The 14,042-nt window shown below is 37.8% G+C and carries 16 protein-coding genes and 1 tRNA gene; 15 read left to right on the top strand and 2 right to left on the bottom strand.

All coding sequences use genetic code 11. The features are described 5' to 3' along the window. The 11 genes from hisB (at position 1) to ACE1MS_RS18590 (ending at position 9,472) form a co-directional block, all read left to right on the top strand. Entirely contained in the window at positions 1-600 is a 600-nt protein-coding gene (gene hisB, locus ACE1MS_RS18640) for an imidazoleglycerol-phosphate dehydratase HisB (RefSeq protein WP_012292225.1), read from the top strand. Further along, positions 597-1,229, top strand: a complete 633-nt coding sequence (gene hisH, locus ACE1MS_RS18635; RefSeq protein WP_012292226.1) for an imidazole glycerol phosphate synthase subunit HisH — start codon at positions 597-599, stop codon at positions 1,227-1,229. The genes hisB and hisH overlap by 4 nt, the downstream gene beginning before the upstream one ends. Then, positions 1,223-1,984 (top strand): imidazole glycerol phosphate synthase subunit HisF, encoded by a 762-nt coding sequence (hisF, locus tag ACE1MS_RS18630; RefSeq protein ID WP_447402553.1) that lies wholly within the window; start codon positions 1,223-1,225, stop codon positions 1,982-1,984. The genes hisH and hisF overlap by 7 nt, the downstream gene beginning before the upstream one ends. Then, entirely contained in the window at positions 1,981-2,598 is a 618-nt protein-coding gene (gene hisIE, locus ACE1MS_RS18625; RefSeq protein WP_031417799.1) for a bifunctional phosphoribosyl-AMP cyclohydrolase/phosphoribosyl-ATP diphosphatase HisIE, read from the top strand. Before hisF ends, hisIE begins: the two co-directional genes overlap by 4 nt. A gap of 90 nt (positions 2,599-2,688) precedes the next feature. Then, entirely contained in the window at positions 2,689-4,212 is a 1,524-nt protein-coding gene (locus ACE1MS_RS18620; RefSeq protein ID WP_031417798.1) for a tetratricopeptide repeat protein, read from the top strand. Positions 4,213-4,443: 231 nt separating this feature from the next. After that, entirely contained in the window at positions 4,444-5,388 is a 945-nt protein-coding gene (trxB, locus tag ACE1MS_RS18615) for a thioredoxin-disulfide reductase (RefSeq protein ID WP_012292230.1), read from the top strand. Positions 5,389-5,716: 328 nt separating this feature from the next. Next, the gene (locus ACE1MS_RS18610; protein ID WP_012292231.1) at positions 5,717-6,184 is read left to right on the top strand and encodes an NUDIX domain-containing protein; all 468 of its coding nucleotides are present in this window, start codon (positions 5,717-5,719) and stop codon (positions 6,182-6,184) included. 9 nt (positions 6,185-6,193) lie between these two features. Continuing rightward, a complete protein-coding gene (gene rapZ, locus ACE1MS_RS18605; protein ID WP_012292232.1) occupies positions 6,194-7,087 on the top strand; it encodes an RNase adapter RapZ in 894 nt (297 codons plus the stop codon). 4 nt (positions 7,088-7,091) lie between these two features. Next, positions 7,092-8,060, top strand: a complete 969-nt coding sequence (locus ACE1MS_RS18600) for a gluconeogenesis factor YvcK family protein (protein WP_012292233.1) — start codon at positions 7,092-7,094, stop codon at positions 8,058-8,060. 93 nt (positions 8,061-8,153) lie between these two features. Then, positions 8,154-9,101: a DNA-binding protein WhiA gene (whiA, locus tag ACE1MS_RS18595; protein WP_008173244.1), complete on the top strand. Its 948-nt coding sequence runs from the start codon at positions 8,154-8,156 to the stop codon at positions 9,099-9,101. Between the two features lie 113 nt (positions 9,102-9,214). Then, positions 9,215-9,472, top strand: coding sequence for an HPr family phosphocarrier protein (locus tag ACE1MS_RS18590; protein WP_004228023.1), 258 nt, complete (start codon positions 9,215-9,217; stop codon positions 9,470-9,472). A 50-nt stretch (positions 9,473-9,522) separates the two neighbouring features. Here the strand turns inward: ACE1MS_RS18590 and clpP are convergent, their stop codons facing one another. Next, positions 9,523-10,116, bottom strand: a complete 594-nt coding sequence (clpP, locus tag ACE1MS_RS18585) for an ATP-dependent Clp endopeptidase proteolytic subunit ClpP (RefSeq protein WP_008173241.1) — start codon at positions 10,114-10,116, stop codon at positions 9,523-9,525. Between the two features lie 316 nt (positions 10,117-10,432). Between clpP and ACE1MS_RS18580 the strand changes: the two genes are divergently transcribed. The 4 genes from ACE1MS_RS18580 to ACE1MS_RS18565 all read left to right on the top strand — a co-directional run bounded on the left by ACE1MS_RS18580 (position 10,433) and on the right by ACE1MS_RS18565 (position 13,308). Further along, a tRNA-Arg gene (locus tag ACE1MS_RS18580) sits at positions 10,433-10,507 on the top strand. 499 nt (positions 10,508-11,006) lie between these two features. Next, positions 11,007-11,801 carry a basic amino acid ABC transporter substrate-binding protein gene (locus ACE1MS_RS18575; RefSeq protein WP_012292235.1) on the top strand — a complete coding sequence of 265 codons (795 nt, stop codon included), beginning with the start codon at positions 11,007-11,009 and terminating at the stop codon, positions 11,799-11,801. Positions 11,802-11,884: 83 nt separating this feature from the next. Beyond that, positions 11,885-12,589, top strand: coding sequence for an amino acid ABC transporter permease (locus tag ACE1MS_RS18570; protein ID WP_031417795.1), 705 nt, complete (start codon positions 11,885-11,887; stop codon positions 12,587-12,589). Then, a complete protein-coding gene (locus ACE1MS_RS18565) occupies positions 12,586-13,308 on the top strand; it encodes an amino acid ABC transporter ATP-binding protein (RefSeq protein WP_012292237.1) in 723 nt (240 codons plus the stop codon). The genes ACE1MS_RS18570 and ACE1MS_RS18565 overlap by 4 nt, the downstream gene beginning before the upstream one ends. 54 nt (positions 13,309-13,362) lie before the next feature. Here ACE1MS_RS18565 and ACE1MS_RS18560 read toward each other — a convergent pair whose 3' ends face one another. After that, a complete protein-coding gene (locus tag ACE1MS_RS18560) occupies positions 13,363-13,977 on the bottom strand; it encodes a spore coat protein (RefSeq protein ID WP_012292238.1) in 615 nt (204 codons plus the stop codon). Positions 13,978-14,042 lie beyond the last annotated feature (65 nt).

The raw sequence follows: 14,042 nt of genomic DNA, 5'->3' as shown, positions 1-14,042 counted from the left end.
ATGACGGAAAAGAAACGATATGCACAAGTAGAGCGAACAACCAATGAAACGCAAATTTCAGTAGCCATCGATTTAGATGGTGAAGGGAAGGCAGATATTAAAACGGGCGTAGGTTTTATGGATCATATGCTGGATTTATTTATCAAGCATGGTCTTTTTAATGGGACCATCCAAGCGAATGGGGATACCTATATTGATGATCATCATACAACGGAGGATCTAGGCATTGTGTTAGGGCAAGCTATTCGAGAAGCACTTGGTGATAAAAAGGGCATTAAACGCTATGGAACGGCATTTGTACCTATGGATGATGCACTTGCGCAGGTGGTGGTTGATTGCTCGAATCGCCCCCATTTAGAATACCGAGTGCCCCCTTTAAAAGAAAAGGTGGGAACTTTTGATACAGAATTAGTGCATGAATTTTTGTGGAAATTTGCCTTAGAGGCACGAATGAATGTACATGTGATTGTACCCTATGGGCATAATACGCACCATATTATTGAGGCAATTTTTAAAGCCTTAGCTAGGGCGATTGATGCTGCCGTAGAAATTGATCCACGTGTTAAAGGAGTACCATCGACTAAGGGGCTGTTAACGTGAAAATAGGTGTGGTTGATTATGGTATGGGAAATTTATTTAGTGTGGTACAAGCTTTGAATCGACTTGGCTGTGAGGTCATAGTGACAGCTAATCAACAATTGCTAGATACTACAGATGCACTCATATTACCAGGAGTTGGTGCATTCCCAGATGCTAGAAAGCGTTTAGCAGAGACAAAATTAGATTGTTATCTAAAAAATGCCCAAAGCCAGCATCGCCCTCTTTTAGGCATTTGTTTAGGGATGCAATTATTATTTGAAAAAAGTGATGAGGTCACACCAACAAATGGCTTAGGTTTCTTTAAAGGACATATTAAGCGATTTAGTGGCACAAATGAGGGGCGAGCATATCGGGTGCCACATATGGGCTGGAACGAATTAGTTATGGCGAATCGTCCTGCTTGGTTAGAAAATAGTGCTCCTGCAAAGCATGTCTATTTCGTTCATTCATTTTATGCCACTAATATTGAGAAGTCTGAACTTGTTGCTTATGCAGACTATTGTGGTATACAAGTTCCAGGTATTGTAGCGAAAGGTTCTGTGACAGGTATGCAATTTCACCCTGAAAAATCAGGTGAGCTGGGCGTATATTTATTAGAGCAATGGCTGAAAGGAGTGAAATCATGCTAACGAAACGAATTATTCCTTGCCTCGATGTCAAGGAGGGACGCGTTGTAAAAGGGATACAATTTGTATCCATTCGTGATGCTGGTGACCCAGTGGAGCTAGCAAAATTTTATGATGAACAAGGCGCGGATGAGCTTGTATTTTTAGATATATCTGCTTCACATGAAGGCCGCGAAACAATGATAGAGGTTGTCCAACAAACAGCAGCTACTCTAGCGATTCCGTTTACAGTTGGTGGTGGTATTCGAACGTTGGATGATATGAAGCGTATTTTACGCGCTGGTGCGGATAAAGTTTCTGTCAATACTTCTGCTTTAGAGCGCCCTGCCCTTATTCAAGAAGGCTCTGATTTCTTTGGTGCCCAATGCATCGTGGTAGCAATCGATGCTCGCTATAGTGAAGAGGACGGTACATGGATGGTTTATACACATGGTGGGCGCAATAAAACTACTTGGTCAGCTATAGACTGGGCAAAGGAAGCGGTGCGTTTAGGAGCTGGTGAGATTTTATTAACTAGTATGAATCAAGATGGAGAAAAATCTGGCTTTGATTTGGGATTAACAAAAGCGGTACGAGAGGCTGTGTCAGTCCCAGTTATTGCAAGTGGTGGGGCAGGTTATGCCGAACATTTTTACGAAGTATTAGCCGAAGAAGTTGATGCAGATGCAGCACTTGCAGCTTCTATCTTCCATTATAAAGAAACAAGCGTAGCCCAAGTGAAAGAATACTTACGTGCAAAAGGAGTGGCAGTGAGATGATAGAGCGAATTCGATTTGATGAGAAAGGTCTTGTAACGGCAGTAGTACAGGATGCCAATACGAAAGAAGTATTAACGGTGGCTTATATGAATAAAGAGTCATTCGTTAAAACGATGGAATCAGGTGAAACTTGGTTTTATTCTCGTTCACGTCAGGAGCTTTGGCATAAAGGTGCCACAAGTGGTCATACGCAAAAGGTTGTAGCAATTAAAACAGACTGCGATTATGATGCAATAGTTGTGGAAGTATTACCAGAAGGTCCAGCTTGTCATAACGGTACAGCTTCTTGCTTTACTGAGGTTGTACAGCAAAATACTGAGGTAGGTTCTGTAGAAATAATTGCAAAACTTGTCCGTGTAATTGAAAAGCGAGAACAGGAAATGCCTGTGGGAGCATATACTACATATTTATTTGAGAAGGGCATCGATAAAATCTGTAAAAAAGTAGGTGAGGAAGCAACAGAGGTGGTTATTGGGGCAAAAAATCGCGATGCCGAAGAAGTAAAGTGGGAGGCAGCTGATTTAATTTATCACCTTCTAGTATTACTACAAGAACAAAAAGTAAGTATATATGATGTCCTAGATGTGTTGAAAAAACGTCACGAGGAGAAATAACAGCATATTATAAATTGTGTGGTATAATAGGGTTTACTGTGTAAAGGAACGTTTAATACGTTCCTTATTTCTTGTTTCGGAGGAAATGTATTGGAAAAGAAACGTCAAAATAAGAACCAATCGAATATAGTGTCGTTCATTCCAACAGGCGACTATTATTATAAAAAATCAATTCAAGCTATGAACAGTGGACAAATGAATAAAGCCTATAAATATTTGCAGCGTGCAGTTGATCTTAGCCCTGATGATCCTATGATAATCTTGCAGCTTGCTATTATAGAGTTAGAAGGTCAACGTTTTGAAGAAGCGTATGATTTGCTTCGTCGTGCCTATCAAATTGATCCCGATAATCCAGAAATTATTTTTTACATGGCGGAAGTATCAGGTTGTGTAGGAATCATGCAGGATGCGAAACGCTTTGCTGAGGAGTATTTGCAGTTAGAGCCTGAAGGTGCTTATGCAGATGAAGCAGCAGAAATTTTAGAATTTGTTGCATTTGAGCAAGATGAGTTTGAGGAGCTTGAAGGATCTGGTGAAGATTTATATCGTCAGGAACAGGCTCGCCGTCATATGGAAAAAGGCGACTTTCCTGAAGCTATTACTATTTTAGAAGATTTAATTGAAGATCGCCCAGCCTTTTGGTCGGCGTATAATAATCTTGCACTTGCTTATTTTTATGTGGGAGAAGAGGAACAGGCAAAGGCTCTCTTACATACCGTATTACGTGAAAATAAGGGAAACTTACATGCACTTTGTAACTTAACAGTGATTGCGTATTACGAAAAGAATGAAGAGGATTTGCAAGAGCTATTAAATGTGCTTGTTAAAATTCAGCCATATACATGGGAGCATCGTTATAAACTAGGTGCTACATTAGCTTTAATAGGGCAATATGAATTAGCTTATAAATGGTTGCGCAGTATGCAAAAAAGAGGCTATGTAGGCGACGCGGGCTTTTACTTTTGGTTATCTCATGCCGCTTATTTTTCAGGGCATGAGGAGGTTTCCAAAAGTGCTTGGGGTCAACTGCTAGAGGTAGATCCAGATAAAGAAGGCTTTGAGCCTTGGCGCCAACATGATAACGAATTTGCGCTAGACGCGTTGGAACATGATCGGAATTTCATCGTTGAAAAATTAGAAAGTAGCTATTTAAGTGAGCGCATCTTTGGTCTGTTTTTATTAAAAGCTACGGCTCATAAGCAAGAAATAATCGCCCATCCTAAATGGGTTAATATTGAGCAATTCGGTGCTTTTGAGAAATTATTTTTAGCATATGCACTTGGACATGAATTTGATAAGAAAAATAAAGTAGAGGCAAGCTTTCTACGTGCTGTAAATGTGCCAGAAATTTTATTAAAGCAGTACGGCAAATTATCAACATTGATTGTACCTATGTTTCAAATGTGGTTTGTCCTGTGTGAACAAGCTTTAATTCAAAATTACCGTTTTACAAATCCTGTTGCAATTGCAGGAGCAAATGATTATCTATTTAGATCCTCTCAAATGCTCAAAGTAACAAAAAAAGAAATAGCTCAACAATATGGAGTATCTGTTGCCACTTTATCGAAGTATATTGATGAAATTTTAGCTTTTTTACCAAGCAGTCATAATTAGTGTGTGAGCAACATAGTTGAATAACTTTATACTTTCACATACGATGAACATACTAACGTTATCATTAATTTGCCCTGGCAACATTGCGTTCGATTGTTATTCCTTGCTAGTTGCCAATGGTTTATCTTCATCCCCTCTATTGTAAGTTGGGATCATATGTAGGTGACGTTACACTTTCACTACTATTTGTTGAATGAAGATAAAAAGTATTCTGTTTAGGGGGAAGTATTTATGTCGGAAGAAAAAATTTATGATGTAGTCATTATTGGTGCAGGCCCTGCTGGGATGACTGCTGCTGTTTATACATCACGTGCTAATTTGTCAACGCTTATGATTGAACGAGGAATCCCAGGTGGACAAATGGCCAACACTGAAGAAGTAGAAAACTATCCTGGTTTCGATACTATTTTAGGGCCTGAGCTGTCTACCAAAATGTTTGACCATGCTAAAAAATTTGGTGCAGAATATGCCTATGGTGATGTCACAGAAATCATCGATGGGGAAGAATTTAAAACAATTAAATCAGGTACAAAAGAATATAAAACACGTGCCATTATTATTACAACTGGTGCAGAGTATAAAAAAATGGGTGTGCCTGGTGAAAAAGAACTTGGCGGCCGTGGTGTCAGCTACTGTGCAGTTTGTGATGGTGCGTTCTTTAAACAAAAAAATCTGGTAGTTGTTGGCGGCGGAGATTCAGCTGTAGAAGAGGGCGTATATTTAACACGCTTTGCTGATAAAGTAACAATTGTCCACCGTCGTGATAAATTACGTGCACAAAAAATCCTCCAAGATCGTGCCTTTGCCAATGACAAAATTGATTTCATTTGGAATGCTACAGTAAAAGAAATTAATGAAGCAAATGGTAAAGTGGGCAGTGTTACATTGCAATCAACTGTGGATGGAACTGAGTCAGAGTTTACAACAGATGGTGTGTTTGTGTATATCGGTATGCTACCTTTAACAAAGCCATTCGAATCTTTAGGTATTTTAAATGATGCTGGTTATATCCTGACAAATGATAATATGGAAACGACAATTCCAGGTATCTTTGCAGCGGGAGATGTACGTGAAAAATCACTTCGTCAAATTGTTACTGCGACTGGTGATGGCAGTATTGCTGCACAAGCTGTACAGCATTATGTAGAAGAACTATTAGAGAAAATTAATGCATAACATGGCTATTTTAAGGAAAAAAATACAATTTTAATGTGGTTTTAATATTGTTGTAACTTGAATGACATATAAAAGGTGTATGATTTAAAGTGTAATTAGCAATCCCCCTTTTATTTTGTTTAGTAGGTTGTTTCCGCCTCAATTAGGTGGGAACAACCTACTTTTTTATTTGTATAGAGTATGAAAAGAGCATGCGCTTTTTTTCATTAATTTCTTAGTTAAAACTAAATTGTTAAATGTCTAGGTATGAGAGTTGTAAATGAGGACAAATCCTGCAGTGTCTTGCTATAATGGAGAGTAGAATGCAAAAGTGATTAGAGGTGTGCCGATGCAAAGAATTGCAAATTTAATTGCCGTAAAAGACGGTAAAGTATTATTACTTCAGAAACCAAGACGAGGTTGGTACGTTGCTCCAGGTGGAAAAATGGAAAGCGGTGAGTCCATCTTTGAGGCTGCTATTCGTGAATTTCAAGAAGAGACAAATGTTATACCTTTACATGTACACCTAAAGGGTGTTTATACGATGGTCATTAAAGAAAATAATGAAGTCGTAGATGAATGGATGCTTTATACATTCGTTGCTAGGGATGTAGAAGGTGTACCGTTTGTAGAAACTAGAGAAGGTAAACTTGCATGGCACCCAGTAGAGGATTTAGTACATTTGCCAATGGCTGAAGGAGATCGCACTAATTTACAATTTGCTGTTTCGCAATCTGGTATTCAGTATGGCACGTTTGACTATACAACGAATTTTGAATTACTTCATCAGAAAATACAAATATCAAAAGAACAATAAAGGAGTTGCATGACAGTGGTGGTTGAAGGCCAACAAAGAACACATGAATTGGTTATTATTACAGGAATGTCTGGAGCTGGGAAGACCGTAGCTATTCAAAGCTTTGAAGATTTAGGGTATTACTGTATTGATAATTTACCACCTGCGTTACTTACAACTTTTTTAACTCTGTTAAGAGATTCTGGAAAAAATAGTACACGTATTGCGGCAGTGATGGATATGCGGGGAGGCAACTTTTTTGATGCGCTTATTGGGGCGTTAGACCATATACTAAAAGAAGGCGACATTGTAGCACGTATTTTATTTTTAGATGCGGATGATGCCACATTAGTAAGACGCTATAAAGAAACAAGGAGGGCCCATCCATTGGCAGTAAGCGGCTTACCTTTAGATGGTATTAAGCAAGAGCGAGCGCTTTTATCGGAAGTAAAGGGTCGTGCTAATTTTGTTTATAATACATCCAACATGAAGCCTAAGCAATTGCGAGAAAAGATAGTCAAAGAATTTGCCAGTGAGGCAGATACTATTTTTACCGTCAACATCATGTCTTTTGGCTTCAAGCATGGTATGCCAATAGATGCAGACCTAGTGTTTGATGTTCGCTTCCTTAAAAATCCTTATTATGTGGAAGAACTACGTCCGAAGACGGGTCTTCAAACAGAAGTTTCCTCCTATGTTTTAGCCTTGGAAGATACGCAAATACTTATACAAAAACTAACAGATTTGTTCGACTTTATGATTCCTCTTTATCGCCAAGAAGGTAAATCACAACTTGTCATCGCTTTTGGCTGTACAGGTGGTCAGCATCGTTCAGTAACTTTAGCGGAGTTTTTTGGGGCTTATTTAGCCAGCAAAGAGAATACGGTTATTACGCATCGTGATATTAATCGTAGAAAGGAATGAGTGAATGGGGAAAAAGCAAACAAAGCTTGTGGTAATTGGTGGTGGAACAGGACTATCTACATTACTTCGTGGGCTCAAGCACCATCCATTTGATATTACTGCTATTGTGACGGTAGCGGATGATGGCGGCTCTTCAGGACGTTTACGAGATGATTATGATATCCCACCACCAGGTGATGTTCGTAATGTCATTGCGGCATTATCAGATATTGAACCGCTAGTGGAGCAAATGTTTCAATACCGTTTTTCTGCATCAGAGGATTTACGTGGCCATTCCTTAGGGAACTTAATGTTAACAGCACTTACTGATATTACAGGTGATTTTAACCATGCTATAAGTGAGATGGGAAAGGTTTTAAAAGTACATGGCCGTGTAATACCAGCAGCCAATAAAAAAATCAACTTACATGCTGTCTTAGAGGATGGTTCAATCATTGAAGGTGAATCCAAAATCCCAACAGCGACAAAACGCATTGATCGCGTTTTTTTAGTACCCGAAAACGTGCAACCGTTACCAGAAGCTATTCGAGCAATTCAGCGTGCAGACTATATATTAATTGGTCCTGGAAGCTTATACACAAGTATCATTCCAAATCTACTTGTCAAAGAGATTGGGGAATCTGTTGTAAAAGCAAAAGGAAGGAAAATGTATGTATGTAATTTAATGACACAAAAAGGTGAAACCATTTCTTATACAGCAGGTGACCATGTATCTGCCATACATAAGCATGTTGGCGCTTCCTTTATTGATTCGATTTTAGTGAATGACGAAGAACTACCAAATCCTGTAAAAGAATTATATAAAGAGGAAAGAGCAGAGCCAGTGACATTTGATGTGGCAAAGCTTGAAAGTATGGGATTAGAGGTTATAAGGCGCGATATTGCTACAATTCGTCCAGATGGAACGGTTCGACATAATGCTACGAATGTTGCAGAGTGGTTGGTGGATTATGCCGGTATTTATGACCGCTAAGAGAACCAACCGGATAATAGAAACATAAAGTGTTTGTTGTATATGGTAAGATGAACATATACATAGAAATTATGATTGAAAGGGGGGCGTGATATGTCTTTTGCTTCAGAAACGAAAAAGGAATTAACCCAAATAGAAGCGGACAATCATTGTATGAAAGCAGAAGTTTCTGCCCTAATTCGTATGAATGGTTCATTATCCTTTGCGAATAAACAACTAAGCTTGGACGTGCAAACTGAAAACGCTGCAATTGCCAGAAGACTATATACGATTATGAAAAAGTTGTATCCATACAATGTAGAATTGCTAGTTCGTAAGAAAATGCGATTGAAAAAAAATAACGTATATATTTGCCGTGTAAGAGAAGGAGCACGCGAGCTGTTAATTGATTTAGAAATCATCTCAGACGACTTTCAATTTAATCATACGATCTCAAGAAAGCTCATTAAAAAAAATGGCCAAAAAAGAGCCTATTTAAGAGGCGCATTTTTAGCAGGAGGCTCTGTCAATAACCCAGAAACATCCGCCTACCATTTAGAAATTTATTCTTTATATAAAGAACATGGCGAGGCATTGATGGATTTAATGAATGAATTTGAACTCAATGCCAAAACAATCGAACGCAAAAAAGGCTTTGTTACTTATTTAAAGGAAGCAGAAAAAATTTCTGATTTTCTCAATATTGTGGGTGCCCATCAGGCAATGATGAAATTTGAGGATGTTCGGATATTACGAGACATGCGCAATAGTGTCAATCGTATTGTGAACTGTGAAACGGCCAATCTAAATAAAACAATTGGAGCAGCATTACGACAGGTAGAGAATATTCGATTTATTGAAAATTCAATTGGTCTAGATCAACTACCCGAAAAGCTTCGTGAAATTGCACGATTACGAGTAGAGTATCAAGATGTTACGTTAAAAGAGCTTGGCGAAATGGTATCCAGTGGTACTGTCAGCAAATCAGGTGTCAACCATCGTTTAAGAAAAATCGATGAAATAGCAGATGCATTAAGACGCGGTGAAAAAATAGGTGGTTAAGTTTTCATACTTTTCAGGTATGAATGTCATGCGTAATCGCTTATTGTTCTTTTGCTAGTAAGTAAGGTAAGATAAAACTAATAGATGAACGGTAGTGAAGGGGAGTTTTGAGAATGATCGAGAGAAGAGTCCAGGTTAAATTAAAATTAGGACTACAAGCAAGACAAGCGGCACTATTTGTGCAGGAAGCAAATCGTTTCAGTGCGGATATCTTTCTAGAAAAAGATGAAAAAAAAGTTAATGCCAAGTCGATAATGGGTGTCATGAGCTTAGCAGTTGCTAAAGGTACGGAGGTAACTTTAAGTAGTGAAGGCAATGATGCTGAGCAAGCGGTTACAGCATTAGCAACAATTATTGAAAATGAAGATTAACTAACAAGTAAAAAAGCCTCACAGAGGAAATTCTGTGAGGTTTTTTATTACTATTTATTATCAGTACTACGGTGCATAATGTGATCAATTAAACCATACTCTTTTGCACGTTCAGCTGTCATGAAGTTATCACGATCTGTGTCTCTTGCAATAACTTCAAGTGGTTGACCAGTACGTTCAGATAAAATGCCGTTTAATTTTTCACGTAAGAATAAAATACGTTTAGCAGCAATTTCAATTTCTGTCGCCTGGCCTTGTGCCCCACCTAGTGGTTGGTGAATCATTACTTCGGCATTTGGTAATGCAAAGCGTTTACCAGGTTCACCCGCAGCAAGTAGGAATGCACCCATTGATGCAGCCATACCGATACAAATCGTTTGAACTTTTGGCTTAATAATTTGCATTGTGTCATAAATGGCCATACCAGCCGTAATTGATCCACCTGGTGAATTAATGTAAAGAGAAATGTCTTTGTCTGGATCTTCTGCTTGTAGGAAAAGTAATTGTGCGACAATTGAATTAGCCACATTGTCGTCAATAGCACTTCCTAAAAGGATAATGCGGTCTTTAAGTAGACGTGAGTAAATGTCATATGCACGTTCACCACGGCTTGTTTGTTCAATAACTGTAGGAATTAAATTCATGTTAAATCCTCCTTCAAAAAACTAAATTCGATTACCTTTGCTGAAATCTCATTGTTATTTCAGCTGTAACCTTATCATACACATTATAGTCAGGGAAGGTCAAATATTAACCCTGCTAAAGTGAAATTAATTAAATAAAAAAAAATAAATTCTTTTTGTATTATATGGTTGAAATATATGTGATACGTTTGTATAATAGGTAAGGTTATAAGATTGAAAGTACAGAACACTATTTTGCAGGTATGCTCCAAAATGAGGATTATCTACATCATGCTTTTCGTAAGCCTAGGGTGAGTACTTTTTTTTTGTTTTTTTTGCCCTCGTGGTGTAATGGATAACACGTAAGATTCCGGTTCTTGCACTGGGGGTTCGATTCCCTCCGAGGGCGCCATTTTACTGAATATAGATATACTGTAATAGCTCAATCTCCTAATAAGTAGTTTAGCAGCCTGCTTAGTGGAGATAGAGAGGAAAAGTAATGGGAATACTGTCCTAGTTGGCATTATTCCCCTATTTATGCCTTTCAAACCTTCAAAAAAGCAACAACTCCAAATTATTTTTTAGTGAACATACTGACCGTGAAGGCTAGTAATAGCCGAAAAAAAGAATCCTTTCTGAGGGGATTCTTTTTTTTTGTTTAAATTTATCGAAATTTAGCATTTTTTCAATTGTATATATATTAATTTTAGGTTCATATTCTTGTTATTAATGCATTTTTTTTCTATTTAAATGATTTCTTTATTAATGAATATGAAAAAATATTTAGTTTTATGCGAAAAGTTGTTGTACAAATACTATAATATTAATATAATTGACCTAATAGTCTAATATTTCCGAATTGCGAAAAATAATACGCAGAATGGAAAATTATCGAAATAGGGGGAAATGCAATGAAAAAAACAGCTTGGATGTTACTTATGATACTAGCAGCGCTAACTTTAGCACTTGCAGGATGTGGGACAAAGGATACTGCCTCTTCGGGTAGTACACCTTCAGAAGGTGGAGATGGCAAGAAAGTTTATAAAGTAGGTACAGAAGCAACTTTTGCACCGTTTGAATCTGTTGACGATAAAGGGAAAATTGTGGGGATTGATGTCGATATTTTAAAAGCAATTGCTGATGAAATGGATTTCGAAGTAGAGTGGAATAATATTGGTTGGGAACCCGTTTTCCAAACAATTAAAAACGGTGAAACACATATTGGTGCTTCAGGGATTACCATTACAGATGAGCGCAAAGAATCATTTGATTTTACTGAGCCATACTATGAGTCTCAATTATTAATTGTTGTGAAAGAAGATTCAAAGATTAAATCATTAGATGAATTAAAAGATAAAAAGGTGTCCGTACAAATTAATGCTACTGGTCATATGGCAGCTAAAAAGCTACAGGGTGAAGCAAGTACAAATATCATGGCTTTTGAAAGTCAGCCAATCGCAATTCAAGAGATGTTAAATGGTAATGTTGACGCAGCTATTGGAGACAATGCAGTAGTATACGAATATATTAAAGCGCATCCAGATCAAAAAATTAAAGTTATTCAAGATGATGCATTTGAAAAAGAATACTATGGCTTTATGGTTCAAAAGGGGAATAAAGAGCTATTAGATAAATTAAATGAAGGTTTGAAAAAGATTAAAGAAAACGGCAAATTAAAAGAAATTACAGGTACTGATTTCGAATAACAAACTGGTAATGCCACTCGCAAAGCAGTATGCTAGCGACTCATTTAATGGATGTAACTTTAAAGGGGAAATGGGGTTTTCGGATGGACATCTTTGACCTACGCTGGGACATTGTCTGGAACTACCGAGATATGTTTATACGAGGTATTGGCGTAACACTTATTTTGACACTTAGCGGTTATTTTGGCGGTATTCTTTTAGGCCTATTTTTAGGACTAGGGAAATTATCAAGTAAAAAATGGATATACTGGCCATCAAAATTATATATTGATTTATTCCGTGGAACACCAATGCTTGTTCAAATTTTATTAATACACTTAGCTGTTATTCCAACCATTTTTGGTCATTCTTTAGGATATATGGTCTCAGGGATTACCGCGCTTATTTTAAACTGTGCTGCTTACAATGCTGAAATTTTTCGTGCAGGTATTCAAAGTATTGCAAAGGGGCAAATGGAGGCCGCTCGTTCTCTAGGTCTTACACATAACCAGGCGATGCGTAAGGTTATTTTACCGCAGGCATTTAGACGAATGATCCCGCCATTAGGGAATGAATTCATAGCACTATTAAAGGATTCCTCTCTAGTAACAGTCATTGCTGCACCTGATATTCTATATGCTAGTAAAGTTGTAGCAGGTGCAAGCTTCCGTTTCTGGGAACCGTACATGGTTGCTGCATTACTATATTTAATATTAACTTATGGTGTAACGAAGATTGTTGCATTTATTGAGAAACGATTTAGCAATAGTTATGTCCCTCGTAAGGCAGAAGGGCGGGAAGCAAGATGATAAAAATTGAAAACCTACACAAGTATTTTGGTAAGCTAGAGGTATTAAAAGGGATCGATTATGAAATCCAAGAAAAACAGGTTGTTTGTGTCATTGGACCTTCTGGTTCAGGAAAAAGTACTTTTTTACGTTGCATTAATATGCTAGAAGAAGTAACAGATGGTGCCATTTATATTGAAGATGTGAAGATCAATGATCCTAAAACGAACATTAATGCGATTCGAGCTGAGGTTGGAATGGTATTTCAACAATTTAACCTATTCCCTCATATGAATGTTATCGATAATGTCACGATGGCGCCAATGCAAATTCGTAAAATGAGTCGTTCTGAAGCTGAAGCGCTTGGCCATGAGCTGTTAAATAAGGTAGGTCTCGACAGTAAAGCCTATAATTATCCTGAACAGCTATCAGGTGGACAACAACAACGTGTAGCCATTGCACGTGCGTTAGCGATGAAACCAAAGGCCATTTTATTTGATGAGCCTACTTCAGCACTTGATCCTGAAATGGTAAAAGAGGTATTAGATGTTATGAAAAATCTAGCTGCTGAAGGAATGACGATGGTTGTAGTCACACATGAAATGGGTTTTGCTCGTGAAGTGGGTGATCGTGTAGTCTTTATGGATGGTGGCTATATAGTAGAAGAGGGGTTGCCAGAGGAACTATTCGGAAATCCACAAAGTGAGCGTACTAAAGCATTTTTAGGAAAAGTACTATAATTAGTAAAGGCAGTCCGTGGTGAGAATTTCTCACTATAGACTGCCTTTTGATTTTTAATGAAGGGGATTAGAGGTTGTATCGAATGCATTAAGCATCGTTTGCATATCCTGTTGTGAGTATTGAGGCACTTGATAGTAGCCATGTTTATTTTGGTAAATAGATAATTCGTAGGCCATTTCAATGCAGTTGGGAATACTATCAGCAACAACACGGCGAACTACAGGGTTTGTCGTTTCTGTTGCGGCAGCCGTCATACACTTTGCTACACCCTTCTGAGCGCCTAGTAAGAAACCTGAAATGGCTTCATCATTAATTTCATTAGCATTTTGCATCGGTTTTTTTGGTTGCCCTGGAGTTAAACCGTATTTAAAATCATTTCCTGTTTCCATTTGGTAACGCCCCGTAGGAACAGATGGATCATGACCTGTTTTAAAGGACTCAACAATTGTATTATACATGCCCAATGAAAAATTATATTGACGATCCAAAATGCTGAGTAGTTCTTGATCCTTTACTTGTGGACGTAAAATGATAGCTTGGTTCATACCTGCTATAATTTCACCAATTGCTTCATGCATGTCCATCATTTCGTGGCCACCATGATTTAGGCTATGTTGTTGATTTAAATTTGTTTGATTGGATGATTCATTGTAAAACGATTGTGACAAAATAAACGCCTCCTCAATTAATTTTTGTTGCAGTATTTAGTATGTCAAGCCAAATGAATTTCATA

The sequence above is a fragment of the Lysinibacillus sp. fkY74-1 genome (assembly GCF_053165895.1).
Note: the sequence above shows the minus strand (reverse complement) of the source record. Positions and strands in the feature narration are given on the sequence as shown.

Bases quoted from the DNA above. Each gene is read 5' to 3' on its own strand.
- hisB (WP_012292225.1), top strand. From the start codon at position 1: ATGACGGAAAAGAAACGATATGCACAAGTAGAGCGAACAACCAATGAA.
- hisF (WP_447402553.1), top strand. From the start codon at position 1,223: ATGCTAACGAAACGAATTATTCCTTGCCTCGATGTCAAGGAGGGACGC.
- hisIE (WP_031417799.1), top strand. From the start codon at position 1,981: ATGATAGAGCGAATTCGATTTGATGAGAAAGGTCTTGTAACGGCAGTA.
- trxB (WP_012292230.1), top strand. From the start codon at position 4,444: ATGTCGGAAGAAAAAATTTATGATGTAGTCATTATTGGTGCAGGCCCT.
- ACE1MS_RS18610 (WP_012292231.1), top strand. From the start codon at position 5,717: ATGCAAAGAATTGCAAATTTAATTGCCGTAAAAGACGGTAAAGTATTA.
- rapZ (WP_012292232.1), top strand. From the start codon at position 6,194: ATGACAGTGGTGGTTGAAGGCCAACAAAGAACACATGAATTGGTTATT.
- ACE1MS_RS18600 (WP_012292233.1), top strand. From the start codon at position 7,092: ATGGGGAAAAAGCAAACAAAGCTTGTGGTAATTGGTGGTGGAACAGGA.
- whiA (WP_008173244.1), top strand. From the start codon at position 8,154: ATGTCTTTTGCTTCAGAAACGAAAAAGGAATTAACCCAAATAGAAGCG.
- ACE1MS_RS18590 (WP_004228023.1), top strand. From the start codon at position 9,215: ATGATCGAGAGAAGAGTCCAGGTTAAATTAAAATTAGGACTACAAGCA.
- clpP (WP_008173241.1), bottom strand. From the start codon at position 10,116: ATGAATTTAATTCCTACAGTTATTGAACAAACAAGCCGTGGTGAACGT.
- ACE1MS_RS18575 (WP_012292235.1), top strand. From the start codon at position 11,007: ATGAAAAAAACAGCTTGGATGTTACTTATGATACTAGCAGCGCTAACT.
- ACE1MS_RS18570 (WP_031417795.1), top strand. From the start codon at position 11,885: ATGGACATCTTTGACCTACGCTGGGACATTGTCTGGAACTACCGAGAT.
- ACE1MS_RS18565 (WP_012292237.1), top strand. From the start codon at position 12,586: ATGATAAAAATTGAAAACCTACACAAGTATTTTGGTAAGCTAGAGGTA.